The 22,717-nt window shown below is 56.2% G+C and carries 25 protein-coding genes; 14 read left to right on the top strand and 11 right to left on the bottom strand.

Annotated features, from left to right (window positions below):
* The first annotated feature begins 15 nt into the window (after positions 1-15).
* From cheY to flhE, 5 genes are all read left to right on the top strand, one after another.
* Positions 16-405 carry a chemotaxis response regulator CheY gene (cheY, locus tag NG99_RS17855; RefSeq protein WP_034895858.1) on the top strand — a complete coding sequence of 130 codons (390 nt, stop codon included), beginning with the start codon at positions 16-18 and terminating at the stop codon, positions 403-405.
* Positions 406-414: 9 nt separating this feature from the next.
* On the top strand, positions 415-1,059 hold the full coding sequence (gene cheZ, locus NG99_RS17860) for a protein phosphatase CheZ (RefSeq protein ID WP_034895860.1): 645 nt from the start codon (positions 415-417) through the stop codon (positions 1,057-1,059).
* A gap of 147 nt (positions 1,060-1,206) precedes the next feature.
* A complete protein-coding gene (flhB, locus tag NG99_RS17865; protein ID WP_034895862.1) occupies positions 1,207-2,352 on the top strand; it encodes a flagellar biosynthesis protein FlhB in 1,146 nt (381 codons plus the stop codon).
* Positions 2,352-4,430: a flagellar biosynthesis protein FlhA gene (gene flhA / locus NG99_RS17870; RefSeq protein ID WP_034895864.1), complete on the top strand. Its 2,079-nt coding sequence runs from the start codon at positions 2,352-2,354 to the stop codon at positions 4,428-4,430. Before flhB ends, flhA begins: the two co-directional genes overlap by 1 nt.
* Positions 4,430-4,822, top strand: coding sequence for a flagellar protein FlhE (gene flhE, locus NG99_RS17875; protein WP_034895866.1), 393 nt, complete (start codon positions 4,430-4,432; stop codon positions 4,820-4,822). The genes flhA and flhE overlap by 1 nt, the downstream gene beginning before the upstream one ends.
* Before the next feature lie 56 nt (positions 4,823-4,878).
* Here the strand turns inward: flhE and argS are convergent, their stop codons facing one another.
* Together argS and NG99_RS29740 are read right to left on the bottom strand one after the other, a co-directional pair.
* Positions 4,879-6,609, bottom strand: a complete 1,731-nt coding sequence (gene argS / locus NG99_RS17880) for an arginine--tRNA ligase (RefSeq protein ID WP_034895868.1) — start codon at positions 6,607-6,609, stop codon at positions 4,879-4,881.
* A gap of 216 nt (positions 6,610-6,825) precedes the next feature.
* Positions 6,826-6,966, bottom strand: a complete 141-nt coding sequence (locus tag NG99_RS29740; protein WP_198138805.1) for a hypothetical protein — start codon at positions 6,964-6,966, stop codon at positions 6,826-6,828.
* A 304-nt stretch (positions 6,967-7,270) separates the two neighbouring features.
* On the opposite strand from NG99_RS29740, the gene NG99_RS17885 reads away from it, so the two are divergent.
* Positions 7,271-7,837, top strand: coding sequence for a VOC family protein (locus tag NG99_RS17885; RefSeq protein ID WP_034895870.1), 567 nt, complete (start codon positions 7,271-7,273; stop codon positions 7,835-7,837).
* Here the strand turns inward: NG99_RS17885 and NG99_RS17890 are convergent.
* Positions 7,832-8,992: a MalY/PatB family protein gene (locus NG99_RS17890; RefSeq protein WP_034895873.1), complete on the bottom strand. Its 1,161-nt coding sequence runs from the start codon at positions 8,990-8,992 to the stop codon at positions 7,832-7,834. The two genes, NG99_RS17885 and NG99_RS17890, sit on opposite strands and share 6 nt — an antisense overlap.
* Positions 8,993-9,092: 100 nt before the next feature.
* Here NG99_RS17890 and cutC point away from each other — a divergent pair, with 100 nt between their 5' ends.
* Positions 9,093-9,851, top strand: a complete 759-nt coding sequence (gene cutC, locus NG99_RS17895) for a copper homeostasis protein CutC (RefSeq protein WP_034895876.1) — start codon at positions 9,093-9,095, stop codon at positions 9,849-9,851.
* A gap of 444 nt (positions 9,852-10,295) precedes the next feature.
* Here cutC and NG99_RS29325 read toward each other — a convergent pair whose 3' ends face one another.
* The gene (locus tag NG99_RS29325; protein WP_157032649.1) at positions 10,296-10,619 is read right to left on the bottom strand and encodes a hypothetical protein; all 324 of its coding nucleotides are present in this window, start codon (positions 10,617-10,619) and stop codon (positions 10,296-10,298) included.
* A gap of 413 nt (positions 10,620-11,032) precedes the next feature.
* On the opposite strand from NG99_RS29325, the gene NG99_RS17905 reads away from it, so the two are divergent.
* The gene (locus tag NG99_RS17905) at positions 11,033-11,869 is read left to right on the top strand and encodes a hypothetical protein (RefSeq protein ID WP_034895879.1); all 837 of its coding nucleotides are present in this window, start codon (positions 11,033-11,035) and stop codon (positions 11,867-11,869) included.
* A gap of 50 nt (positions 11,870-11,919) precedes the next feature.
* Here NG99_RS17905 and NG99_RS17910 read toward each other — a convergent pair whose 3' ends face one another.
* The 6 genes from NG99_RS17910 to NG99_RS17935 form a co-directional block, all read right to left on the bottom strand.
* Positions 11,920-13,017: a glycerol dehydrogenase gene (locus tag NG99_RS17910; protein ID WP_034895882.1), complete on the bottom strand. Its 1,098-nt coding sequence runs from the start codon at positions 13,015-13,017 to the stop codon at positions 11,920-11,922.
* Between the two features lie 174 nt (positions 13,018-13,191).
* The gene (gene cmoB / locus NG99_RS17915) at positions 13,192-14,160 is read right to left on the bottom strand and encodes a tRNA 5-methoxyuridine(34)/uridine 5-oxyacetic acid(34) synthase CmoB (protein ID WP_034895885.1); all 969 of its coding nucleotides are present in this window, start codon (positions 14,158-14,160) and stop codon (positions 13,192-13,194) included.
* On the bottom strand, positions 14,157-14,897 hold the full coding sequence (cmoA, locus tag NG99_RS17920) for a carboxy-S-adenosyl-L-methionine synthase CmoA (protein ID WP_034895888.1): 741 nt from the start codon (positions 14,895-14,897) through the stop codon (positions 14,157-14,159). The genes cmoB and cmoA overlap by 4 nt, the downstream gene beginning before the upstream one ends.
* Positions 14,898-15,011: 114 nt before the next feature.
* Entirely contained in the window at positions 15,012-15,407 is a 396-nt protein-coding gene (locus NG99_RS17925) for an MAPEG family protein (protein ID WP_034895891.1), read from the bottom strand.
* 105 nt (positions 15,408-15,512) lie between these two features.
* Positions 15,513-16,337, bottom strand: a complete 825-nt coding sequence (locus NG99_RS17930; RefSeq protein WP_034895896.1) for a DUF72 domain-containing protein — start codon at positions 16,335-16,337, stop codon at positions 15,513-15,515.
* A gap of 97 nt (positions 16,338-16,434) precedes the next feature.
* Entirely contained in the window at positions 16,435-16,998 is a 564-nt protein-coding gene (locus NG99_RS17935; RefSeq protein WP_034895899.1) for a hydrolase, read from the bottom strand.
* Positions 16,999-17,271: 273 nt separating this feature from the next.
* Between NG99_RS17935 and aspS the strand changes: the two genes are divergently transcribed.
* From aspS to ruvB, 6 genes are all read left to right on the top strand, one after another.
* Positions 17,272-19,071: an aspartate--tRNA ligase gene (gene aspS, locus NG99_RS17940; RefSeq protein WP_034895902.1), complete on the top strand. Its 1,800-nt coding sequence runs from the start codon at positions 17,272-17,274 to the stop codon at positions 19,069-19,071.
* Positions 19,071-19,505 (top strand): dihydroneopterin triphosphate diphosphatase, encoded by a 435-nt coding sequence (gene nudB / locus NG99_RS17945; RefSeq protein ID WP_034895905.1) that lies wholly within the window; start codon positions 19,071-19,073, stop codon positions 19,503-19,505. The genes aspS and nudB overlap by 1 nt, the downstream gene beginning before the upstream one ends.
* 22 nt (positions 19,506-19,527) lie before the next feature.
* Positions 19,528-20,271, top strand: coding sequence for a YebC/PmpR family DNA-binding transcriptional regulator (locus tag NG99_RS17950; RefSeq protein ID WP_034895908.1), 744 nt, complete (start codon positions 19,528-19,530; stop codon positions 20,269-20,271).
* A 40-nt stretch (positions 20,272-20,311) separates the two neighbouring features.
* Positions 20,312-20,836 (top strand): crossover junction endodeoxyribonuclease RuvC, encoded by a 525-nt coding sequence (gene ruvC / locus NG99_RS17955; RefSeq protein WP_034895911.1) that lies wholly within the window; start codon positions 20,312-20,314, stop codon positions 20,834-20,836.
* Positions 20,837-20,906: 70 nt separating this feature from the next.
* Positions 20,907-21,527 carry a Holliday junction branch migration protein RuvA gene (gene ruvA, locus NG99_RS17960; protein ID WP_034895915.1) on the top strand — a complete coding sequence of 207 codons (621 nt, stop codon included), beginning with the start codon at positions 20,907-20,909 and terminating at the stop codon, positions 21,525-21,527.
* An 8-nt stretch (positions 21,528-21,535) separates the two neighbouring features.
* On the top strand, positions 21,536-22,540 hold the full coding sequence (gene ruvB, locus NG99_RS17965; RefSeq protein ID WP_034895917.1) for a Holliday junction branch migration DNA helicase RuvB: 1,005 nt from the start codon (positions 21,536-21,538) through the stop codon (positions 22,538-22,540).
* A gap of 67 nt (positions 22,541-22,607) precedes the next feature.
* Here ruvB and NG99_RS29330 read toward each other — a convergent pair.
* On the bottom strand, positions 22,608-22,717 hold a 110-nt coding region (locus tag NG99_RS29330; protein ID WP_198138806.1), incomplete at its 5' end, for a metal ABC transporter permease.

A 22,717-nucleotide genomic window follows, 5' to 3' on the forward strand; every position in this document is an offset into this window, starting at 1 on the left:
AAAACAGGAGTAACTATGGCTGATAAAAATATGCGGTTTCTGGTGGTCGACGACTTCAACACGATGCGTCGTATCGTCCGTAACCTCCTGAAAGAGCTTGGCTTCAATAACGTTGAAGAAGCGGAAGATGGCGTGGATGCGCTGAATAAACTGCGCGCTGGCGACTTTGACTTCGTTATCTCCGACTGGAACATGCCCAATATGGACGGCCTGGAACTGCTGCAAACCATTCGCGCCGACGGCGGCATGGCCAAGCTGCCGGTGCTGATGGTGACGGCGGAAGCCAAGAAAGAGAACATCATTGCGGCTGCTCAGGCTGGTGCCAGCGGCTACGTTGTTAAACCATTCACAGCAGCCACCCTTGAAGAGAAGCTAGGTAAAATCTTCGAAAAGCTGGGTATGTAAGGAGCCGAGATGAGCGAACTTTCGAAACCAGACAATGATGCGGCCCCGGCGCAGGACATTATCTCCCGCATTGGCTCGCTGACGCGGATGTTGCGCGACAGCCTCCGTGAACTGGGGCTGGATCAGGCTATCGCTGAGGCGGCAGAAGCCATTCCGGACGCCCGCGATCGCCTGGACTATGTAGTGCAAATGACCGCTCAGGCGGCCGAACGCGCGCTGAACTGCGTGGAGGCTTCGCAGCCGCGCCAGACGCTGATGGAAGACGGAGCGAAAGCACTGAAAGGACGCTGGGATGAGTGGTTTGAAAATCCTATCGAACTGGCAGACGCCCGCTCGCTGGTTTCGGATACCCGCGGCTATCTGGATTCGGTACCGGTGCATACTTCGTTTACCAATGCCCAGCTAATGGAAATCATGATGGCTCAGGATTTCCAGGATCTGACCGGTCAGGTGATCAAACGCATGATGGATGTGATCCAGGAAATCGAGCGCCAGCTGCTGATGGTGCTGCTGGATAATATTCCGGAGCAGGCTGCCCGTCCTAAGAAAGATGGGGACAGCTTGCTGAACGGGCCACAGATCAACGTTGCGGCTCCTGGCGTGGTGGCTAATCAGGATCAGGTTGACGATCTGCTGGACAGCCTTGGGTTTTAAGTTCGTGGGGCGAAGGTGTTCGCCCCCTCTCTTCGGCGTTACCGCCATCCGCTAAATAACCCCCTTTTTACGCGTTTACTCGCGGCATTATCCCTGCGCCAATTTGTCATGCTAGCTCCTGAAATTCTGTATTGAGGGTGAGCTGGCGTGGCCGGAGACAGCGAAGAGGAAAAGACCGAATCCGCAACCCCCCACCGATTGGAAAAAGCACGGGAAGAAGGGCAGATCCCGCGTTCGCGCGAGCTGACCTCGGTGCTGATGCTGGTGGCGGGGCTGAGTATTTTGTGGATTAGCGGGGCTTCACTGGCGCGCAAAATCGGCGCGCTGCTGGCCGACGGCCTCAAATTCAATCATTCCGTGGTCAGCGATACCAGCCAGATGCTGCATCTGCTGGGCAACCTGGTGATTCAGGGCGTGCTGGCGCTGATCCCGATGATGGCGGGCCTGGTGATTGTCGCTATCGCCGCGCCGATGCTGCTGGGCGGTGTGGTGATCAGCGGAAAAGCCATCAAGTTCGACCCAGGCAAACTGAACCCGATTAAAGGGATTGGCAGGCTGTTCTCAGGCCAGACTGCCGCTGAGCTGCTGAAGTCGGTGCTGAAGGCGATTCTGGTGGGCTGCGTCACCTGGCTGTACATTCGCCATCACTGGCCGGACATGCTGCGGCTGATGGCGGAATCACCCTTCAGCGCGCTGGCGAACGCGCTGAACATGATCGCCATGTGCAGTGTGCTGGTGGTGCTGGGGCTGTCACCGATGGTTGGTTTTGACGTTTTCTGGCAGCTCTACAGCTATTTCAAAGGTCTGCGCATGACGCGCCAGGATATCCGCGATGAGTACAAGCAGCAGGAAGGGGACCCGCACGTAAAGGGCCGCATTCGTCAGCAGATGCGCGCAGCCGCCCGCAGACGCATGATGGCGGACGTGCCAAAAGCGGACGTGATCGTCACCAACCCCACCCACTATTCCGTGGCCTTGCAGTACGACGAACGCAAAATGAGCGCGCCGAAAGTGGTGGCTAAAGGGGCCGGAGAAATTGCCCTGCGCATCCGCGAACTCGGTAAAGAGCATCGCATCCCCGTTTTAGAAGCACCGCCGCTGGCGCGTGCGTTGTACCGGCACAGTGAAATTGGTCAGCATATTCCGGGTACGTTATATGCCGCCGTAGCAGAAGTGTTAGCCTGGGTGTGGCAACTCCGTCGCTGGAAGCTGGAGGGTGGCCTGGCCCCGAAAAAACCTGACAATTTACCGGTCCCGGAAGGACTGGACTTTGCCACAAGAGAAGATGACTGATGGCGAATCTGGCCGCTCTATTACGGTTACCGAATATAAAAGATACCCAGTGGCAGGTGATGGCCGGGCCGGTATTGATTTTGATGATCCTGTCGATGATGGTGCTGCCGCTGCCGCCGTTTGTCCTGGATCTGCTGTTCACCTTTAATATTGCGCTCTCCATCATGGTGCTTCTGGTCGCCATGTTTACCCAGAAGACGCTGGAATTCGCCGCATTCCCAACCATCCTGCTGTTCTCGACGCTGCTGCGCCTGGCGCTGAACGTGGCCTCCACCCGCATTATTCTGATGGAGGGGCATACCGGTGCCGGTGCGGCGGGCAGGGTTGTTGAAGCTTTCGGTCATTTCCTGGTCGGCGGTAACTTCGCCATCGGTATCGTGGTGTTCATCATCCTGGTCATCATCAACTTTATGGTGATCACCAAGGGTGCCGGTCGTATTGCCGAGGTGGGCGCGCGTTTCGTGCTTGACGGTATGCCGGGCAAACAGATGGCGATCGATGCCGACCTCAATGCCGGTTTGATTGGCGAAGAAGAAGCGAAAAAGCGCCGCTCCGACGTGACTCAGGAAGCGGATTTCTACGGCTCAATGGACGGTGCGAGTAAATTCGTTCGCGGCGACGCCATCGCCGGTATCATGATTATGGTGATCAACGTGGTGGGAGGCCTGCTTGTCGGGGTGATCCAGCACGGGATGGACGTGGGGCACGCGGCGGAAAGCTATACGCTGCTGACCATCGGTGATGGCCTGGTAGCCCAGATCCCTGCGCTGGTAATCTCTACCGCCGCTGGCGTTATCGTCACCCGAGTCGGAACCGATCAGGACGTTGGCGAGCAGATGGTGACCCAGCTGTTCAGGAATCCCCGCGTGATGATGCTGAGCGCTGGCGTACTGGGATTGCTGGGGCTGGTGCCGGGGATGCCAAACTTTGTCTTCCTGCTGTTCACCGCCGCGCTGCTGGGGCTGGCCTGGTATCTTCGCGGTAAAGAAGTCAGGCCGAAGATCGCGCCGCAGGTCCAGACCCGACCGGTAGAGACCCCCTCCAACACCGAAGCCTCCTGGACTGACGTTCAGCTCGAGGATTCGCTTGGCATGGAAGTGGGCTACCGCCTTATTCCGATGGTCGATCACCAGCAGGACGGCGAACTGCTGGGGCGTATCCGCAGCATTCGTAAGAAATTCGCGCAGGAGATGGGCTTTCTGCCGCCCGTGGTCCATATTCGCGACAATATGGATCTGCCGCCCGCACGCTACCGTATTTTGATGAAGGGCGTAGAAATTGGTAGCGGCGACGCATATCCGGGTCGCTGGATGGCGATTAACCCCGGCACGGCGGCTGGCAGCCTGCCAGGCGAGCCCACTATCGACCCGGCGTTTGGCCTCGCGGCCACCTGGATTGACAGCGCGCTGAAAGAGCAGGCGCAGATTCAGGGCTTTACCGTGGTGGAAGCCAGCACCGTGGTCGCTACGCACCTTAACCACCTGATCGGCCAGTATGCCAGCGAGCTGTTTGGTCGTCAGGAAGCTCAGCAACTGCTGGATCGCGTAACTCAGGAAATGCCTAAGCTCACCGAGGATTTGATTCCCGGCGTGATTACGCTGACGACGCTGCATAAAGTACTGCAAAACCTGCTGGCCGAGCGCGTTTCTATCCGGGATATGCGGACCATTATCGAAACGCTGGCTGAACATGCCGCCGTGCAGACCGATCCCCACGAGCTGACCTCAGTAGTGCGCGTGGCGCTGGGCAGGGCAATCACCCAGCAGTGGTTCCCCGGAACCGGCGAGGTGCAGGTGATTGGGCTTGATACCACGCTGGAACGGCTGTTGCTCCAGGCTTTGCAGGGCGGAGGCGGGCTGGAACCCGGCCTGGCGGATCGCCTGATGGCTCAGGCTCAGAGCGCGCTGGAGCATCAGGAGTCGCTGGGGGCGCCGCCGGTGCTGCTGGTGAATCATCCGCTGCGCGCGCTGCTGGCCCGCTTCCTGCGCCGCAATATGCCGCAGATGATGGTGATTTCAAATCTGGAACTGACCGATAATCGCCAGATTCGCATGACCTCCACTATTGGAGGGCACTGATGAAACCCATGTTGTTGCTGCTGCTTTGCTTGCCCGGACTGGCTACGGCGGCGAGCGGCGCCTGGCAGGCCAGCGCTACGGGGCCCGGGCTGCAAAACCGGGGAATGCAGGCCTCTTCACCGGGGCTGGCTCCGGCCGAAAAGGTCAACGGCTCGATTACCGAGGTGGCCTGGCGCTATGTGCTGAACGGCCCGATACCGTCGGGCATCAGGGTGCACCTCTGCGCCGAGACTCGTTGCGTACCGCTGGACGGTGCCAGTGGCACGACGCGAGGGTTGAGCAACCTGATGGCAAATCAGAGCCTGTATTTTGTCTATGGCGTTGAGGGGAAAGGGCGCTTAAACCGGGAGCTGAGGGTGCTGAGTAACCAGGTGATGGTCAATTACCACTAGATAAAAAAAGGAGACGAATCGCTTCGTCTCCTTTCTTCTTTACACAGATACCCGCGTTACATTCTTTCTACGGTATCAATACCCAGCGTATCCAACCCTTGCTTGAGGGTTTTAGCCGTCAGCAAAGCCAATTTAAGGCGGCTCTGCTGGGTGGCTTCGTCGCCAGCGGTAAGGATTGGGCAGTGCTCATAGAAACCAGAGAACAGGCCCGCCAGGTCATACAGATAAGCGCACATGACGTGTGGCGTACCTTCACGGGCAACCTGAGTGATGGTTTCTTCGAACTGTAGCAGACGAACCGCCAACGCCGCTTCGCGCTCATCCTCAATGCGTGCCTTGCCGGTTACGCCGCTCTCGTCAATTCCGGCCTTACGGAACACCGAAAGCACTCGGGTGTAAGCATACTGCATATACGGCGCCGTATTGCCTTCGAAGGCCAACATGTTATCCCAGTCGAAGATATAGTCCGTGGTGCGGCTTTTCGACAGGTCGGCGTACTTCACTGCGCCAATCCCAACGCTGTTAGCCAGCGTTTTCAGCTCGTCCTCCGGCATCTCCGGGTTCTTCTCCGCCACCAGTTTGGTTGCGCGCTCAACGGCTTCATCCAGCAGGTCGGAAAGCTTAATGGTACCGCCAGCGCGGGTTTTGAAAGGCTTGCCGTCTTTACCCAGCATCATGCCAAAGGCGTGGTGCTCCAGTGAGACTGACTCCGGCACGTAGCCCGCTTTACGCACGATAGTCCATGCCTGCATCAGGTGCTGGTGCTGGCGGGAGTCGATGTAGTAGAGCACGCGATCGGCGTGCAGGGTTTCAAAACGGTATTTGGCGCAGGCAATATCCGTGGTGGTGTAGAGGTAGCCGCCATCTTTTTTCTGGATGATGACGCCCATCGGATCGCCGTCTTTGTTTTTGTATTCGTCAAGGAACACCACGGTAGCGCCTTCGCTTTCCACCGCCAGCCCTTTGGCTTTCAGATCGGCAACGATACCCGGCAACATGTCGTTGTAGAGGCTTTCCCCCATCACGTCTTTGCGGCCCAGGGTCACGTTCATCCGATCGTAGATGATCTGATTTTGCGCCATAGTAATGTCGACCAGCTTTTTCCACATGGTCCGGCAATATTCATCGCCCCCCTGCAATTTCACCACGTAACCGCGAGCGCGCTCGGCAAACACCGGGTCTTCGTCGTAGGTGCGCTTGGCTTCACGGTAGAATGCTTCAAGGTCGGAGAGGGCGATGTCTTCATGATGCTCGTTCTGCTGCTTCTCAAGGAAGGCGATCAACATGCCGAACTGGGTTCCCCAGTCGCCGACGTGGTTAGCGCGGATCACGTTGTGGCCCAAAAACTCCTGCGTACGCACCGCCGCATCGCCAATGATGGTTGAGCGTACGTGGCCGACGTGCATCTCTTTGGCAACGTTAGGCGCGGAGTAATCGATGACGATAGTTTGCGGCGTAACGGCAGCTACGCCAAGGCGGGGCGCGGCCGTTACGCTGTCGACCTGTTGAGACAGCCACTGCCTGTCCAGAAACAGGTTGATAAAGCCCGGACCGGCAATCTCGACCTTGCTGGCAATCCCTGACAGGTCAAGGTGCTTAAGGACTTCTTCTGCCAGCTGTCGGGGAGCCATGCCCAGTCGTTTGGCCACGGCCATCATGCCATTCGCCTGGTAATCACCAAACTGGACCTTGGCTGACTGTCGTACCTGCGGTTCGCAATCGGCAGGAGCCCCTGCTGCGATCATCGCCTGACTGACTTTTTCTGAGAGAAGAGCCTGAATATTCACCGAGTTACCTTATATGCTAAAAAGCCTGCGCCAGCCGCGCAGGCCATCACCCTGAACGCCGTCGGCAGACAGAACGAACTTCTGCAAGTCGACACCGTTAAAAAAGAAGGGGAAAAGTATACTGCATTTCAGGCGAGATTATCCAGGAACCTGAATAAAGTAAGTGAAAGCGGGGATGGCGGAAAACAGGGCTTTACCTGTTTTCCGCCGAGGTATTCAGGGACGGCGGCGGACTATGCGCTGCGGGCGATAGCGATTCGCGACGGTGGATTTATCATTACGGGCCTTCCAGTGGCGGAACAACGCATACCCCATCATCGCAATCAGCACTGCAACTAAGATAATTAACATAAGCATGTTGCTTTTCCTTGTATGAGGGTTGGAACAAATCTATAAGAGTGCACAATACCCTACAACCAGCCCTGAATGATTTAGGAAAATTCGCATTGTATAAATTTAACTGAACTAAAAACAGAAAGTTAAAGGACGTTTTCTAAAAAAAAGAGTGGTCCTGAACCAGCTAAAGCTGAGGGTTTCAGGCATAAATGGCCTTTCCAGGGTAAATAAATCAGTAAAACCGATGCTTTCAACAGTTAAGCTGGCCCGGTAATCTGGCTGGGTCGGAATAATATGATTAACAAAATTACAGTAAGGAGTGGGGATGACGCTGTTTTCGGGGCAATATGCAGAAGAATTAAAGGATTTGGCTAATGATATGCCCTATTTTTTACACTCTCTTGACGATCTGGCCACCCGGCTGGGGCTGGATTTGGCGCAGCTTGACGTCGATCATATCGCGCTGCGCTGCCATCAGAACAGCACCGCAGAGCGCTGGAAATCAGGTTTTATGCAGCACGGTACGCTCTTTTCTGAAAAGGAAATAAACGGTCGTCCCGTGGCGCTGTTCGAATTGACAACGCCGCTAAGCGTCGGTCCCTGGCAGATAAGCGTGGTTGAACTTCCCTGGCCTGGACAGCGTCTCTATCGCCATGAAGGCTGGGAGCATGTTGAAGTGGTGCTTCGGGGAGATCCGGACCTGCTTGGCGCGCGCGCGTTGGCGCTCTGTTCCGATCGAGGGCTGACACAGCAGGGCATCTCAATAAAAAGCAGTGCGCCAAAGGGAGCTGGGGAGCGGCTGCCCAATCCTACGCTGGCGATTTCCGATGGCACAGTGACCATTAAGTTCCATCCATGGAGCCTGAAAGAAGTCGTAGAGAGCGAACTATAGCGCTGGCTGACGGGGAAGCGACCTGACAGCATTCTCCATTCGCCTGAGCGCTTCATTAACCAGGTCGCGCGGGCAGCCGAAGTTGAAGCGCACAAAACCATCATCGCCAAATTCACGCCCTGCCGAAAAGCCCAGCCCATGACGCTCGAAGAACAGCGCCGGGCTGGCGATTTTCAGCTGGCTGGCATCTATCCACGCGAGGTAGGTTGCTTGCGGAGCCGCCAGCGACAGGCCGGGAATCGCATTTACTCTTTGCGTGAGCAGGTCGCGCGTCTGACGCAGGTAGGTCAGCTTTTCGTCCAGCCACGACTGCCCATCCCGCCAGGCGGCGGTAGCCGCTACCATAGCGAGAATATCAACATCAGGCACCATCCCCAGGCGCTGGCGGGTAAAACGCTTGCGCAAATCCTTATCCGGAATGATCGCCAGCGAAGCGCCCAGTCCGGCAATATTAAAGGTTTTGGAAGGGGAGATAAGCGTGATTGAGCGCTGCTGCGCATCCTCACTCAGGCTGGCGAAGGGAATGTGCTGTACGCCCGGTTCAAGCAGCAGATCGCAGTGAATTTCATCGGAACAGACAATCAGATCGTGCTGCTGCGCGAAGCGAAGCTGGGCCTCCAGCTCTTCACGACGGTAGACCGTACCGCCAGGATTGTGCGGGTTACAAAGCATCAGCAGCTTTTCGCTGCCGGTCATCTGCGGCTCCAGGGCGGCGAGATCCATCACCCAGCGCTGGCCTTCCAGCCTCATCTGCGCGTTCAGCTGTGAACGATTGGCAAGGGAGGCGGCGGTACGGAAGGGCGGATAGATTGGGGTAGGCGCAATGGTCCCCTGATGAGGCTCGGTAAACGCGCGGACGGCCAGATTGAGGCCGGTGACCACTCCCGGCAAGAAAACCAGCCATTCAGGCTTCACTGCCCACTGATAGCGCGCCAGCAAACGGGCAATAATCACCTCAGCCAGCTCGTGAGGGTAACCGCCGTAGCCAAACACACCGTGCGCAACCCGCTGCTGCAGAGCGTCAATAATACAGTCTGGTGAACGGAAGTCGGTGTCGGCTACCCATAGCGGGAGGATATCCTGATCACCATATTTCTGCCATTTAAGGCTATCGCTGTGACGGCGATCGATCCGTTCATTAAAATTGGATGCCATGTTAGTGATTCCCGTTAATATTATTCCTAAGTTCTTGCGTCAGACTAAACACCCGCAATGATTTACACAACCAGCCAGCAGTCATTAACAGGAGGATGGGATGCTCAAACTGGAAGTATGCTGCTATGGAGTCGATTGTGCCCTGGCCGCCGAGAAAGCCGGAGCCGACCGCGTTGAACTTTGCGCCGCGCCAGCAGAAGGAGGGTTAACCCCTTCCGCGGGCAGCCTGCATCAGGCGCGTAAAGCGTTAACCTTGCCGGTTCACCCGATTGTTCGCCCAAGGGGCGGTGATTTTTGCTTCACGGCCAGCGAATTTAATGAGATAAAATCGGATATCGCGCTGATCCGCGAGCTGGGTTTCCCCGGCCTGGTGGTCGGCATTCTGGACGTTGACGGCCATATCGATCTGCCCAGAATGAAACAGGTGATGGCGCTGTGCGAGGGGATGGCGGTGACGTTTCACCGCGCCTTCGATCTTTGCCACAGCCCGCTGATGGCGCTACAGCAGCTGACGGATCTGGGTATTGCCAGAATCCTGACCTCGGGACAGCAGCAGAGCGCCGAGAGCGGATTAGCACTGCTGAAGGAACTTAATAAGCTAACGCGTGGTCCTATCATTATGGCTGGGGCTGGCGTGCGCCTCAGTAACCTGCAGAAGTTTATTGACGCTGGCCTGAGCGAGGTTCACAGCTCCGCCAGCCAGAGAGTTGCCTCACCGATGCGCTATCGTAAAGCGGGGGTTTCGATGAGTTCCGTGGCTGAAACGGATGAGTTCAGCCGCACCTGCGTGGACACCGACATGGTCGAAGCGATGAAAGTCGCACTTTCCCTCAGTTCCCCGGTGAGCGTCGCCTCCTGACCCAGATTTTGCCGCGCAGCACGCCTCTACTCGACGTGATGTTTGCAAGTACCAGGCCCCATCGTCTTGATGGGGTCTTTTTTCTCTCTTTTTCTCCAGAATGCAGGTAGCAGGGCGATACTTGCATAATGCCTGTCTCATCCAGGCCTGACTAACTAAATGGAAAGGGCCACAAAAGTGGCCCGTTGATGGTAAATGTTCACGACTTACCTTTAAACCAGTCTACAAAACGAAAGCAGCCGGAATAAAAGGATCTTATACCTATTATCATAAATAGCCATGCCAGTAAGTCTACCGGTTTGTCTGTCAGGTTTGTACTTCCAAGCCCAATCTTTGGTATTAAAGTAAATACTGTACCAATCCATAATAACTGGATGAGAAGGGGCCGCTTGTTGGTAATATATAACGGTTGATTATTTTTTTTTGCCGTCAGTGATTTATCATTTACCACGTACATTGCGCTCCATAATTAGGGCCTGACGAATGATTGTTACATCCATTATCGCTGGCTCTGTAAGGGCTGGCATCAGGACCATTCAGGCTGGCATATGCAGCGGCAGCTGTTGCAAGCATTCCGGGGATGCCGAAAGGAATGCCAGTAAGCGCACCAATAATCATTGCCGCCCCAGTATTATTAGCACAGGTCTTAGGCGCGCCACCTTTACCCCCACGGTATTGGCTATCCAGCCTTCCGCCGGATGACTTATCCGCAAAATTTCCGGCACCCCTAACCACAGATAATTGAGTGACAGAGAGTTCCTTCATCATAATCATGTCCTTATATTATTTGAAAATAAATGCCACTTTCATGGCAATTTGAATTTATTACATTAGTCAGGATTTTAAAAGTGATTTTGAGGGTGAAATATTAAATTTCATTTCTCAGGGGATTAGGTGATTTAATTTGATGCGCAAAATTAATGGCGGCTTACCTGATACAGCCTGAGGACACTTACGGCAAACATTGGTGAATTCGCAACCAAATATATACATATTTTATTTACAGAGGAAAAGTTGATGCTACTTTTGAATAATATATTAATTTACAGGTGGGTTATTGCTGGCACGTATTGAGTGAAACCTGACGCCGGGAAGAGGATTTTTTTCATCCTGAACCGCCCCGTTAGCAGAAATTCCTTTTACACTAACGCTATTCCCTTTCCTCTTTGACGAGATGACTCATGAGAATCATCATGCTGGGTGCAGGATGTTTTGCGTTGTGGATCGGGTTATCGGGCGCGGCATTTGCCGCAGAGCGCTGCCCGGCGCAGGCTCGGCAAATCAACGACAGCAACAGTGTGCTGCTGCTGGGCGGCACGGCCAGGGGGCCGATCAAGCAGGTAGTGGTGGGGGAGTTTGGCAAGGACGTCGATCAGCAAAAACGTATTTTGGGACAGTTCGATCGCTGCGGGGCACTGGTCAGAGCGGACATCAGCTTTGATAAAAGCGAAGGCAACATGAAGTTGGCGATGGTACAGAGCATTGCACGGGTCAGCGATGGCTGGCAGTCGGTGTATGACCTGTCGGTATTTGTGATGAAACAGGGACAGTCAGTAGAGGTGAACCGCAAGCAGGGTACCGTGAACTATCTGGTGAGTAAAAAAGGCATCATCACCAGTTCGACCGATGCGTTTCTGCTTAAGGGCGAAAAGGGATTTACCGAAACGACTAACAGCTTCGACTCGCGTCTGCGGCTGATTAAAAGCGTGGCGCGTGGGTCGGACGAGCAGGCTAACGGCGAGTATCGCTACCAGTGGAACAGCAAAAATCAGCTGACGAGTGCCAGTTCAGACAGCAATAAAATGACCTGGTCGTACGATAAGCAGGACCGCGAGCTGCGTTTGTTGACGTTGACCCATAATGCCAACAGCGAACTCACCTCAGTGGATGAGTGCCAGCTCTGGGACCAGCAGGGTAACTGCACGCTAAGCTATTCACATGAAACCGAAGTGTTTGCCAAAGGCGAAATCAATCGTCATATCAGCGCGGCGTACCGCTTCGAATACTGGGACCGCTAAGCAGGAAAGAGAAATTACGGGGGCCGCGATTTCCGGCCCCAGGATAGAACTCAGCTCACCGTCTGGCTGAAGGCGTCCACGGCCAGAATGGCGCTGGCAATGTCTTCAGCGCTAAGGTTTGGATTGAGATTTTTTAGCGTATCGCCTTCGCTGTTAGCGAGTGCGCCCACTTTCACCAGGTTATCCCAGCTTTCGTTTTCCAGATGCAGCTCTTTCAGCGTGGTAGGCATCTTAATTGAGCGGTAGAAACGAATATAGCGGGCGATCTCTTCATCTTCGCGCTGCTCCAGCACCATCTGCGTCAGCGTTCCGTAAGCGACTTTTTCGCCATGAGTAAGGTGATGGATATCACCGTCGATGGCGGTAAAGCCGTTATGGATGGCGTGCGCAGCGGCCAGTCCGGCATTCTCAAATCCCAGCCCTGAAAGCAGCGTGTTGGCTTCGACGACCGCCTCAACCGCTGGCGTGACCACATTTTTCTCCACGGCCTGATAAGCGCTGAAGCCATAGGTCAGCAGCGTTTTCTCGCAGGCTTCGGCAATCGCCATCCCGGCTATTGTCGGGTCGCCGTTGACCATTGATTTGCTGTGCGAGCGTTTCACCGCCTGCGCTTCGACAAAGGTGGCAAGGCCGTCAGCAATCCCTGAGGCGAAAAGGCGTACGGGAGCACGGGCGCAAACCTGAGTATCTACCAGCACCAGATCGGGGTTTTTGCTGTAGAAGCGGTAGCTTTCAAACACGCCCGCATCTGAGTAAATGACCGAAAGGGCGCTGCACGGTGCATCGGTTGAGGCAATCGTCGGCACAATAACCACCGGCTGTTTCAGCTCGTCAGCCACGGCCTTGACCGTATCCAGCGTTTTACCGCCCCCGAGGCCAATCACCAGCCTGGCGCCGCTATTTTTAGCCAGGCCTGCCAGACGGGTAATCTCATTGCCCGACGCTTCGCCATTAAACTGCTGATAGTGAAATTCAATTTTACTGTTTTTCAGTGAGGCCTGAACGTCTTTACCAATCAGTCCCCAGACGATCTCATCGGCAACAACAAAGGCATTGTCGCCGAGCTCTGCAACATAATCGCCTAACTGGGCCATCACACCTGCACCCTGAACATACTTACGTGGTGAAGAGAAAACGAATCGACTCATGTTGGACTCCTTTCGGTTAAATGAAACAGACGTCTTACTGGTTTCATAATGAACCTCCGTCAGGCATTGCGCTTGTTAAAAAATGGGATAACTAAGCCGTGAAGCTGGCGCATTCACGGCGTTAGGGAATGGGAAAGATGAAAAGCGGGGTTGGCTGTGCAGCGAGCCGAAAAATTAAGGCTTCTGAGCAACCAGAACGGCGCGCAGCGGGGCCGGGTAGCCCTCAACGGTTTTCGTGGGATCCTCGGGGTCGAGAAACTCAGCCAGCGATTCACTGGTCATCCAGTCCGTGCGGCGCTGCTCGTCGGTGCTGGTAGCGGAATAGTCAACAATGCGCACGTCCTCAAAACCACATTTTTCCAGCCAGCTCTTCAGCGCGCCAGTTGAGGGGATGAAATAGACGTTGCGCATCTGCGCGTAGCGTTCGCCCGGCACCAGCACCTCACGATCGCCACCCTCAATCACCAGCGTCTCCAGCACCAGTTCGCCCCCGCTCACCAGTTGGTTTTTCAGCTGAAGCAGATGATCCAGCGGCGAGCGACGATGGTATAAGACGCCCATTGAAAATACCGTATCAAATGCCTTTAGCTCAGGCAGTTGCTCAATGCCCAGCGGCAGCAGGTGGGCCCGCTGGTCGTCACCCAACAGCTTGCGCACCGCTTCAAACTGACACAGGAAAAGCTGCATCGGGTCGATGCCCACCACCAGCCTGGCGCCGGCGCCGACCATCCGCCACATGTGATAGCCACTACCACAGCCCACGTCCAGCACGGTTCTGCCCGCCAGGGGAGAAATATGCGGCAGCACGCGCTGCCATTTCCAGTCTGAACGCCATTCGGTATCAATCTGCACGCCGTACAGCGAGTACGGGCCTTTACGCCAGGGCATCAGATTGCGCAGCAGCTTTTCAATGCCGTCGCGTTGGCGGTCGGTCAGATCGGGGCGATCGGCCGTCACGCTATGCAGTAGATCCAGCGTTTCTGGTTGCAGCGCCGGAAGATATTCCACTGCGCGATCCCAGTTCTTAAAATGACCGTGCAGCTGTTCGCGCTGCCAGGTGGCAATCTGCGCTGGCAGCGTCTCCAGCCAGTGGGAAAGGGGGCTTTTTGCTATTAGCTGGTAAAAATTACCGAAATCCATCAGACCGAACCTGCTTTCAGGGCTATCAGTGACCCAAAATTAAAACACTGGAACCATAACTCAGCGTGCTCAAACCCGGCCGTCCGCAGGCGAGCCTTGTGCGTTTCCACACTGTCCGTCAGCATGACGTTTTCCAACATGCTGCGCTTCTGGCTAATTTCCAGCTCGCTGTAGCCGTTAGCCCGCTTAAAGTCATGATGCATATTAAATAACAGGTCGCCAACGTCGGCATCGGCAAAGCTGAACTTCTCGGAAAGCACCAGCGCGCCGCCGGGACGCAGCCCCTGCCAGACGGTATTCAGCAGGGTCTGACGCTCTTCAGGCTCGAGAAATTGCAGCGTGAAGTTCAGCACCACCATCGAGGCATTCTCGATGGTGATATCGCGAATATCCGCTTCAATCACCTCGACCGGCGTCTCTGCCCGGAAAGCATCAATATGGCGGCGGCAGCGTTCAACCATTGCCGGTGAGTTATCGACGGAGATGATCCGGCATCCCTCGGCTTTAATATTGCGGCGCACCGATAGCGTAGCCGCGCCCAGCGAGCAGCCCAGATCGTAGACCTGGGTCTGGGGCTGCACAAAGCGCTCGGCCAGCATGCCAATCATCGAAATAATGTTCGAATAACCCGGCACCGAGCGCTGGATCATATCGGGGAAAACTTCAGCAACGCGCTCGTCAAACGTCCAGTCACCCAGTTTGGCAATTGGCGCGGAGAACAACGTATCGCGGTTAGACATAATGGTAAGTCCGGGAGAAAACGGAAAGGCGGTATTTTGGCAGAAAGCGGCGCGGGCTGCACCCTTTCTGCCAGCGTTAGCGGCATGGAAGACTAAAAATACCCCGAAAAAGGATTAGTGCAGGGTCAAAACCAGATCCCAGGGAAGGTAGAGAAGATTAAAAATAATCATACCCAGCAGCGACAGCAGGGTGAGGATCATGCCGTTTTTACGCCACAGCAGCGTGCTGGTGCGCATTCCCCTGGCGTGCAGCAGGCGGCCGAGGAAGAAAAGCAGGCCAACAAGGTGCAGCATCCAGATATCGGCGCCGTTCATCTCCATCACCACCAGCAGCAGGGTGGCAAGGGGGATATACTCTACGGCATTGCCGTGGATGCGAATGGCGGTTTGCAGTTCGTAAAAACCTCCATCGCCGTGAGAAACCCGATACAGCCGGCGAAGACGAACCACATCAACGGAAAATTTGATAATAAATACGGCTCCAAGCACAACATACAGGGCGCTAACCATCCTGACTCCATCAGTACAGTAAATTCTTAGGCGTCATCATAACGATGAAACCTCGTACTGTCAGTGCGTTACCCCTACAGTTAAAGAATTATCTTAAGGATTGGGTCAAAATAACGGCGCCTGCTGCGGCCAGTCCGGCGCCTCGCCCACCTGAGGTAGCACATTCTGCAGGGCACTCAACAAATGCTGCACCAGTTGCGGGGCCCAGGCGATATCCGGCGTATGGATAAACAGCCACGGCTGGCCCTGCTCGCACCACTGTGGCAGCTTGCTCAGCCAGGACTGGAACCAGCGGAGATTAGCATCGGCATCGTCACCACCAATGAATCGCACCATTGGCTGCCCGGCGGTCATCACCACATGAACCGGCAGCTTCGGCTTTTTACGCTGTGCTTCAATAACGGCTGGCGTGCCAGGGTAGGCTGAATGGACGCCTCTGGTATCCAGAATCACCCGGTTGACCCCGCGCTGATGTAACCCACGGTTCAGCGCCTGTTCAGCTTCGCCCTTGGCGAAAAAGTCCTGATGACGCACTTCCACGCCGTAGCTGAACCTGTCCGGCAAGGCGTCAAGAAAAGCCCACAGCGCCGGTAAATCAGCCGGCGTGAAGGTCGGCGGCAGCTGCAGCCAGTACTGTCCAAGGCGATCGGCTAAGGGCTCCAGCAGGTTGAAAAACTCGGCCGTCAGATCGCCACAGTTGCGCAGCGCGGCGTGATGGCTGATGGTGGCGGGAAATTTAAAGCAGAAGCGGAAGCTGTCATGGGTCATGTCCCGCCAGCGCTGAACGATTTCGGGGCGGGGCAGCGCGTAGAGCGTGGTGTTACCCTCCACGCAGTTAAAGTACCGCGCATAGTCGGCGAGGGTGCTCATACCCAGTTTTTTCCACTGTGGATGCTGCCATTGAGGCAACCCCAGGTAAAAAGGCTTCATCGGCTTTCCCTGATTGGCGGTCTGAACTGAAATGTAACCAGTGGGGGCAGGGAGTGCAACCCGCTAAGCCCATCCGGAGCTTAGCGGGGTGAGAGGGTTACAGCGCGGAGATGACCTCTGCTGACTGACGAACGCGACCCAGACGCGGGAAAATATTTTTGAAGCTGCCGTTGTGCTCTTCGGTGCTGCCCGCGCTGCAAATATCTTCCGCCAGGATCAGGTTAAAGCCCAGCTCCCAGGCGTTCCGGGCAGTAGACTCAACGCCGATATTGGTGGAAATACCGCCCAGCACAATGGTATCAATACCGCGACGACGGAGCTGAAGCTCCAGATCGGTGCCGTAGAAAGCGCCCCACTGATGCTTGGTCACCTCGATATCGCTCTCTTTTTTACCCAGCGCCGGAGGATAGACCCACCAGTTTTCCGGCAGCCCACCGCTGTGGCTGGCGTCAACAGGCTGTTTTGGCGCGTCGCCAAAATCCTTTGCCCAGCCCACGCGGACCAGTACTACCGGGGAATTTACCGCACGAAATTTCTCCGCCAGCACCGCCGCTCGGGCAACCACATCCGACGCCGCGTGCGGACCGCCAGCAAAAGGCAGAATGCCTTCCTGCAAATCAATCAGCACCAGTGCAGTTTTGGCAGCATTTAGTTCCAACATAGTCTCTCCGGTCAAAGGGGGGAAACCGTCGAGAATACGGCCGACGGGTGACAACGACAATGTTCGCAAAGCGTGAAATTTGTTAGCTTTTGTGAGAACCCGGCAGATTATGAAGAATTTTGCCGCGAATCAGCGGGCCTGATGGGGTTACGGCTCTTATCGCGCCGGGGTTTTTCCATTATAATGGCCGCCTTTTTTCGCGGCAGCAGAGCCTTACCGGGCTGGAAACCGAATCATGCTGCGGCGATGCGGCGAAGTTTAAAGGATATCGTTATGCGTACTGATTATTGCGGACAGATCACTTTGTCCCACGTAGGCCAGCAAGTGACACTGTGCGGTTGGGTTAATCGCCGCCGCGACCTGGGCAGCCTGATCTTTATTGATATGCGTGACCGCGAAGGCATCGTGCAGGTCTTTTTCGACCCGGATCGTCAGGAAGCCTTCAGGCTGGCCTCTGAACTGCGTAACGAATTTTGCATTCAGCTCACAGGGACCGTGCGAGCCCGTGATGACAAAAACAAAAACAGCGAGATGGCGACCGGTGAAGTTGAAATTTTTGCCACCGATCTGACCATTATTAACCGCGCCGAGCCGTTACCGCTGGACTCCAACCACGCCAATACCGAAGAGGCGCGGCTGAAGTACCGCTATCTGGACCTGCGTCGTCCTGAAATGGCGCAGCGTCTGAAGACCCGCGCTAAAATCACCAGCTTCGTGCGTCGCTTTATGGACGATCATGGTTTCCTCGATATTGAAACGCCGATGCTGACCAAGGCCACGCCGGAAGGCGCGCGTGACTATCTGGTGCCGAGCCGCGTGCATAAAGGCAAATTCTACGCGCTGCCGCAGTCTCCTCAGCTGTTCAAGCAGCTGCTGATGATGTCCGGCTTCGATCGCTATTATCAGGTGGTTAAGTGTTTCCGCGACGAAGACCTGCGCGCCGACCGTCAGCCGGAATTTACCCAGATCGACGTCGAAACCTCCTTTATGACGGCGCCGCAGGTGCGTGAAGTCATGGAGCAGCTGGTGCGCGAACTGTGGCTGGAGGTGAAAAACACCGATCTCGGCAGCTTCCCGACCATGACCTTTGGGGAGGCCATGCGGCGTTACGGTTCTGACAAGCCGGACCTGCGTAACCCAATGGAGCTGGTGGACGTGGCTGACCTGCTCAAAACGGTGGAGTTTAAGGTCTTCTCCGGCCCGGCAAACGATGCGAAAGGCCGCGTGGCGGCCCTGCGCGTGCCGGGTGGCGCTCAGCTGAGCCGCAAGCAGATTGATGAGTACGCTAAATTCGTTGAAATCTACGGGGCGAAAGGCCTGGCGTGGATGAAGGTGAACGAGCGGGCGAAAGGGCTGGAGGGCGTAACCAGTCCGGTCGCGAAATTCCTCACCGCTGAGATAGTCGAAGCCATCCTCGCCCGCACTAACGCCAGCGACGGCGACAGCATCTTCTTTGGTGCTGACAGCGCCAAAGTGGTAGCCGATGCGCTGGGCGCGCTGCGCCTGAAGGTGGGCCGCGATCTGAATATTACCACCGGTAGCGCCTGGGCGCCGCTGTGGGTAGTCGACTTCCCGATGTTTGAGGAGGACGGCGAGGGCGGTCTGACCGCCATGCACCATCCGTTCACTGCGCCAAAAGAGATGACGCCGGACGAGCTGAAATCCGTGCCGGAAAGCGCCATCGCCAACGCCTACGATATGGTCATTAACGGTTATGAGGTCGGCGGTGGGTCGGTACGTATCCACAACGGCCAGATGCAGCAGACCGTGTTCGGCATCCTCGGCATTACGGAGCAGGAGCAGCGTGAGAAGTTTGGCTTCCTGCTGGACGCGCTGAAGTTCGGCACGCCGCCGCACGCGGGCCTGGCTTTCGGTCTGGATCGTCTGGTGATGCTGTTAACCGGCACCGATAACATCCGTGACGTGATCGCCTTCCCGAAAACAACCGCCGCCGCCTGTCTGATGACCGAGGCGCCAAGCTTTGCCAATCCGGTCTCGCTGGCGGAACTGGGTATTGAAGTGATGAAGAAGTATCAGAAGTCGTCATCTGAAGAAAATTCAGAGAACGAGTAATGGCCTGGAAAAATCCGGTATCGGTACTGGTGGTGATCTTCGCCCGCGATACCGGGCGGGTGCTGATGCTTCAGCGCCGTGACGATCCCAGCTTCTGGCAGTCGGTCACCGGCAGCCAGGAGCCGGGCGAAAGCCTGATGGAAACGGCGAAGCGTGAGGTGCTCGAAGAGCTGGGAATTGACGTCAACGCCAGGCAGCTCACAGTTGTTGACTGTCGGCGTCAGATACAATTCGAAATCTTCGACCACTTCCGGCATCGTTATGCCCCGGACGTCACGCACAACAGCGAGCACTGGTTCAGCCTGGCGCTGCCGACAGAGTGGGAGATAGCGCTTAGCGAACATCTCGCTCTGCGCTGGCTGGCGCCTGCTGAGGCCGCCTTGCTGACCAAGTCCTGGAGTAATCGCCAGGCAATTGAAGAATTTGTTATTTAGTCTTTTCTGGAGAATTGAATTTATGGCAGGCCACAGTAAATGGGCTAACACCAAGCACCGTAAGGCGGCACAGGATTCCAAGCGCGGTAAGATCTTCACCAAGATTATCCGCGAGCTGGTAACCGCAGCAAAACTGGGTGGCGGCGATGCCGGCTCAAACCCACGCCTGCGCGCCGCAATGGATAAAGCGCTGTCGAACAACATGACGCGTGACACCATGAACCGTGCGATTGCGCGCGGCGTGGGCGGCGAAGACGACAGCAACATGGAAACCATCATTTATGAAGGTTACGGCCCTGGCGGTACCGCGGTGATGGTTGAGTGCCTGAGCGATAACCGTAACCGTACCGTTTCCGAAGTGCGTCACGCCTTCAGCAAAACCGGCGGCAACCTGGGGACAGACGGGTCGGTAGCCTACCTGTTCACCCGAAAAGGCGTCATCTCGTTTGCGCCGGGCCTGACTGAAGACGAGGTGATGGATGCGGCGCTGGAAGCCGGTGCTGATGATGTGGTGACCTATGACGATGGCGCTATCGACGTGTTCTGCGCCTGGGAGTCACTCGGCCAGGTGAAAGATGCGCTGGAAGCGGCGGGTTTGAAGGCTGAATCCGCTGAGGTTTCGATGATCCCTTCCACCAAAGCCGATATGGATGAAGATACCGCGCCTAAGCTGCTGCGTCTGATCGATCTGCTGGAAGACTGTGATGATGTGCAGGAAGTCTACCATAACGGTGAGATCTCCGACGAGGTGGCGGCAACCCTTTAATGGCGTTGTCTCTGTATGACCCGCTGGCCGGAGGTGCGTAATGGCGATCGTATTAGGTATCGACCCTGGTTCGCGCATCACCGGCTACGGCGTTATTCGTCAGGTTGGCCGCCAGCTGACCTACCTAGGCAGCGGCTGCATCCGCACTAACGTCACGGATCTCCCCTCGCGGCTGAAGCTGATTTACGCAGGCGTAAGTGAAATCATTACTCAGTTTCAGCCGGATTTTTTCGCTATTGAGCAGGTCTTTATGGCGAAAAATGCCGACTCGGCGCTGAAGCTGGGCCAGGCGCGCGGGTCGGCCATCGTCGCGGCGGTTAATCACGATTTGCCGGTGTTTGAATACGCGGCGCGTCAGGTTAAGCAAACCGTGGTGGGCATTGGCAGCGCGGAGAAGAGCCAGGTACAGCATATGGTGCGAACCCTGCTGAAGCTGTCGGCTAACCCGCAGGCCGATGCCGCCGATGCTTTGGCGATTGCCATCACCCATTGCCATATCAGCCAGAACGCTAACCGCATGGGCGAAGGGCCGCTAAACCTGGCGCGAGGCCGCCTCCGTTCCTGATAAGCTGGATATTCATCCAGCTTTTTTTATGGTATAACCAACCAACTACTCTTTTGTGAAGGAAGTGAATGTGATTGGTCGTCTCAGAGGCATTATCCTGGAAAAACAGCCGCCGCTGGTGGTGCTGGAAGCCAATGGCGTAGGGTACGAAGTACATATGCCGATGACCTGTTTTTATGAGCTGCCGGAGCTGAATCAGGAAGCCATTCTCTTCACCCAGTTCGTGGTGCGCGAAGACGCTCAGCTGCTGTTTGGTTTCAACAGCAAGCCTGAGCGGGCGCTGTTCCGCGAGCTGATCAAGGTGAACGGCGTCGGGCCTAAGCTGGCGCTGGCGATCCTCTCCGGGATGTCCGCTCAGCAGTTTGTCACCGCCGTAGAGCGTGAAGAGATTGCCGCGCTGGTGAAACTGCCGGGCGTCGGTAAGAAAACCGCTGAACGTCTGGTGGTGGAAATGAAGGACCGCTTTAAAGGAATGCATGGCGACTTGTTCGCCGCCGATGCGCCTTTCGCGCTGACCAGCGAGGTTCAGCCTGCTGCGGATGCCGCCAACGATGCGGAAGGCGAAGCCGTTGCCGCCCTCGTCTCGCTGGGGTATAAACCTCAGGAAGCCAGCCGGATGATCAGCAAGATTGGTCGCCCGGATGCCGATTGTGAAACGCTGATCCGCGAAGCACTCCGCGCAGCAATTTGAGGTAAAGCATGATAGAAGCCGATCGCCTGGTCTCGCCGGGAACCGTCACCGAAGAAGAGGTCATCGACCGCGCCATTCGCCCTAAGCTGCTGGGCGAATATGTCGGGCAGCCCGTGGTTCGCGAACAGATGGAGATCTTTATCCAGGCGGCGAAAATGCGCGGCGATGCGCTCGATCATCTGCTGATCTTCGGGCCGCCGGGGCTGGGGAAAACCACGCTGGCGAACATCGTGGCTAATGAGATGGGCGTTAACCTGCGCACCACCTCGGGGCCGGTGCTGGAAAAAGCGGGCGATTTAGCGGCGATGCTGACCAACCTTGAGCCTCACGACGTGCTGTTTATCGATGAGATCCACCGCCTGTCGCCAGTGGTCGAAGAGGTGCTCTATCCGGCGATGGAGGATTACCAGCTGGATATCATGATTGGCGAAGGGCCAGCCGCCCGCTCCATCAAGCTCGACCTGCCGCCTTTTACCCTGATCGGCGCAACGACCCGCGCCGGTTCTTTAACCTCTCCGCTACGTGACCGTTTCGGCATCGTGCAGCGCCTTGAGTTCTACAAGGTTGAGGATTTACAGCATATCGTTTCACGCAGCGCCGCCTGCCTTGGCCTGCCGCTGAGCGAAGAGGGCGCGTTGGAAATCGCCCGTCGCGCTCGCGGCACGCCGCGTATCGCCAACCGTCTGCTGCGCCGGGTGCGCGACTTTGCGGAAGTGCGTGCGGCTGGCAGTCTGAGTGGGGACGTGGCGTCGCGGGCGCTGGACATGCTGAGCGTGGACACCGAAGGCTTCGACTATATGGACCGTAAGCTGCTGCTGGCGATTATTGATAAGTTCACCGGCGGTCCGGTAGGGCTGGATAACCTGGCCGCCGCCATCGGCGAAGAGCGCGAAACCATTGAGGATGTGCTGGAACCCTATCTGATTCAGCAAGGGTTTATTCAGCGCACGCCGCGCGGCAGGATGGCAACCCAGCACGCCTACAGGCACTTTGGCATCACGCGGGAAGAGTAACCCCCTGCTGCAGGCATAAAAAAACCGGGAAATCCCGGTTTTTTTATGTTTAAGGCATCCGGCCGGATCACACCGCTGGCCGCTTGACCATACTCAGCATAAACATCAGCGAGGCACCCAGCACCACCGATGGGCCTGCCGGCGTGTCATACCATGCCGAGAAGCTCAAACCGGCGG

This window comes from Erwinia typographi, assembly GCF_000773975.1.
GTDB lineage: Bacteria > Pseudomonadota > Gammaproteobacteria > Enterobacterales > Enterobacteriaceae > Erwinia > Erwinia typographi.

What these genes read in the sequence shown, in the direction of transcription:
- cheY (WP_034895858.1), top strand. Translation starts at nt 16, where the DNA reads ATGGCTGATAAAAATATGCGGTTTCTGGTGGTCGACGACTTCAACACG.
- cheZ (WP_034895860.1), top strand. Translation starts at nt 415, where the DNA reads ATGAGCGAACTTTCGAAACCAGACAATGATGCGGCCCCGGCGCAGGAC.
- flhA (WP_034895864.1), top strand. Translation starts at nt 2,352, where the DNA reads ATGGCGAATCTGGCCGCTCTATTACGGTTACCGAATATAAAAGATACC.
- flhE (WP_034895866.1), top strand. Translation starts at nt 4,430, where the DNA reads ATGAAACCCATGTTGTTGCTGCTGCTTTGCTTGCCCGGACTGGCTACG.
- NG99_RS29740 (WP_198138805.1), bottom strand. Translation starts at nt 6,966, where the DNA reads ATGCTTATGTTAATTATCTTAGTTGCAGTGCTGATTGCGATGATGGGG.
- NG99_RS17885 (WP_034895870.1), top strand. Translation starts at nt 7,271, where the DNA reads ATGACGCTGTTTTCGGGGCAATATGCAGAAGAATTAAAGGATTTGGCT.
- NG99_RS17890 (WP_034895873.1), bottom strand. Translation starts at nt 8,992, where the DNA reads ATGGCATCCAATTTTAATGAACGGATCGATCGCCGTCACAGCGATAGC.
- cutC (WP_034895876.1), top strand. Translation starts at nt 9,093, where the DNA reads ATGCTCAAACTGGAAGTATGCTGCTATGGAGTCGATTGTGCCCTGGCC.
- NG99_RS29325 (WP_157032649.1), bottom strand. Translation starts at nt 10,619, where the DNA reads ATGATGAAGGAACTCTCTGTCACTCAATTATCTGTGGTTAGGGGTGCC.
- NG99_RS17905 (WP_034895879.1), top strand. Translation starts at nt 11,033, where the DNA reads ATGAGAATCATCATGCTGGGTGCAGGATGTTTTGCGTTGTGGATCGGG.
- NG99_RS17910 (WP_034895882.1), bottom strand. Translation starts at nt 13,017, where the DNA reads ATGAGTCGATTCGTTTTCTCTTCACCACGTAAGTATGTTCAGGGTGCA.
- cmoA (WP_034895888.1), bottom strand. Translation starts at nt 14,897, where the DNA reads ATGTCTAACCGCGATACGTTGTTCTCCGCGCCAATTGCCAAACTGGGT.
- NG99_RS17925 (WP_034895891.1), bottom strand. Translation starts at nt 15,407, where the DNA reads ATGGTTAGCGCCCTGTATGTTGTGCTTGGAGCCGTATTTATTATCAAA.
- NG99_RS17930 (WP_034895896.1), bottom strand. Translation starts at nt 16,337, where the DNA reads ATGAAGCCTTTTTACCTGGGGTTGCCTCAATGGCAGCATCCACAGTGG.
- NG99_RS17935 (WP_034895899.1), bottom strand. Translation starts at nt 16,998, where the DNA reads ATGTTGGAACTAAATGCTGCCAAAACTGCACTGGTGCTGATTGATTTG.
- aspS (WP_034895902.1), top strand. Translation starts at nt 17,272, where the DNA reads ATGCGTACTGATTATTGCGGACAGATCACTTTGTCCCACGTAGGCCAG.
- nudB (WP_034895905.1), top strand. Translation starts at nt 19,071, where the DNA reads ATGGCCTGGAAAAATCCGGTATCGGTACTGGTGGTGATCTTCGCCCGC.
- NG99_RS17950 (WP_034895908.1), top strand. Translation starts at nt 19,528, where the DNA reads ATGGCAGGCCACAGTAAATGGGCTAACACCAAGCACCGTAAGGCGGCA.
- ruvC (WP_034895911.1), top strand. Translation starts at nt 20,312, where the DNA reads ATGGCGATCGTATTAGGTATCGACCCTGGTTCGCGCATCACCGGCTAC.
- ruvB (WP_034895917.1), top strand. Translation starts at nt 21,536, where the DNA reads ATGATAGAAGCCGATCGCCTGGTCTCGCCGGGAACCGTCACCGAAGAA.